Below are 1,686 nucleotides of genomic sequence, written 5' to 3'. Positions count from 1 at the left end.
GGCGGGGGTGCACTTCGAGGACCAGCTGGCGGCGGAAAAGAAGTGCGGACACCTGGGCGGCAAGGTGCTCATCCCCACCTCGCAGTTCATCCGCACCCTGGTCGCGGCGCGCCTCGCGGCGGACGTCATGGACGTGCCCAGCATCGTGATTGCGCGGACGGACGCGGACAGCGCCAGCCTGCTCACCAGCGACGCCGACCCGCGCGACCACGAGTTCATCACCGGCACGCGGACGGCGGAGGGCTACTTCCGCGTCCGCGCCGGGCTGGACGCCGCCATCGCGCGTGCCAAGTCCTACGCGCCGTACGCGGACCTGCTGTGGTGCGAGACGAGCACGCCGGACCTGGATGAGGCGCGCCGCTTTGCCGACGCGGTGCACGCCGAGTTCCCGGGCAAGATGCTGGCGTACAACTGCTCGCCCTCCTTCAACTGGAGCAAGCGGCTGGACGCGCACACCATCGCCAAGTTCCAGACGGAGCTGAACGCGATGGGGTACAAGTTCCAGTTCATCACGCTGGCGGGGTGGCACCTCATCAACCTGCACACCTTTGAGCTGGCGCAGGCGTACGCGGCGGAGCACATGCCCGCCTACGTCCGTCTGCAGGACCGCGAGTTCGCGCTGGAGGCGCAGGGCTACACCGCCACCAAGCACCAGCGCGAGGTGGGCGCGGGGTATTTCGACAAGGTGCTGATGACCGTCACCGGCGGCGAGGCGAGCACCGGCGCGCTGGAAGGGAGCACCGAGCAGGCCCAGTTCGCCTGATCGCGCTTGATCGCAGAACAGACGAGGCCTCCGCGAGGGGCCTCGTCTGTTTTTGGCCGAGAGAAAAAGAAGAATCTCTGACAGAGGCACAGAGACACAGAACAGATTCAAGACTTCTGTTGTTCCCTCTGTGACTCCGTGCCTCTGTTAGAGCCCGATGTGTTCCTAAGCCCCGGCTGGACACGATTTGAAGATGCCGCTAGATTGATTGAGAACGGTTCTCAATCGCAGGAGCAAGATGATCCACGCCTCGCAGACGGCCCTCGCGGCCACCGGCACCCTTCAGCGCATCAGCGAAACGGAACGCGGCGAGCGCGCCCGCCGGGCCGCCGCGGCCGCGCTCGTGCTGCGCGTGGTGGAACAGGCGCTCGCGGGAGAGGCGGACGAGTTCTCCCTGCGCCGCGCGGACACCGAAGTGTCCGGCCTGCAGAAGAGCGCCGAAAAGACCATCCTGCTGCGCGTCCTTCGCGTGCTCCAGGACGGCGCCCCCGTCCACCGCGCCGCGCCGGCCCTGGTGGGCTACGCCTGCGAACTGGAGCGCACCCGCCGCCTTCCCGAGGCCGACGCCGCCGTCTCCCTCGCCTTTGCCATGGACCACGCGAGCGGAAGCACCGCGCTGCACGCCGCCCGCCTGGCCCGCAAGCTGGGCGAGCGCGACCGCGCGCTGGCGCTGTACTGCGCCGCGCGCGACCTGGACGGCGGCAACGGGCAGATCGCCCGCCTGGCCGCTGTGGGCGAGGCCGTCGTGTCCGAGGGGGCCGAGCAGAAGCTGGGGACGGCGATCCGCCGCGCGCTACACGGACGCCGTGGACCGGGCTCGCGCCGCGCACGAGCTCGCCGGCACGGCGCTGGCCCTGGGCGACAGCGACGCCGCGCGCCAGGCGCTGCTCGTGGCCCTGGCCTGGGGCGATGCGCCGCAGAAG

At 69.8% G+C, this 1,686-nt stretch carries 2 pseudogenes; both read left to right on the top strand.

Annotation, left to right across the window (positions count from 1 at the left end):
* Positions 1-763, top strand: a pseudogene (locus VF665_RS19960) (isocitrate lyase); the annotation flags it as partial.
* A 238-nt stretch (positions 764-1,001) separates the two neighbouring features.
* Positions 1,002-1,686 (top strand): annotated as a pseudogene (locus VF665_RS19955) (hypothetical protein); the annotation flags it as partial.

The organism is Longimicrobium sp. (assembly GCF_036387355.1).
Classification (GTDB): domain Bacteria; phylum Gemmatimonadota; class Gemmatimonadetes; order Longimicrobiales; family Longimicrobiaceae; genus Longimicrobium.
This window is presented reverse-complemented; position numbering and strand designations above follow the sequence as displayed.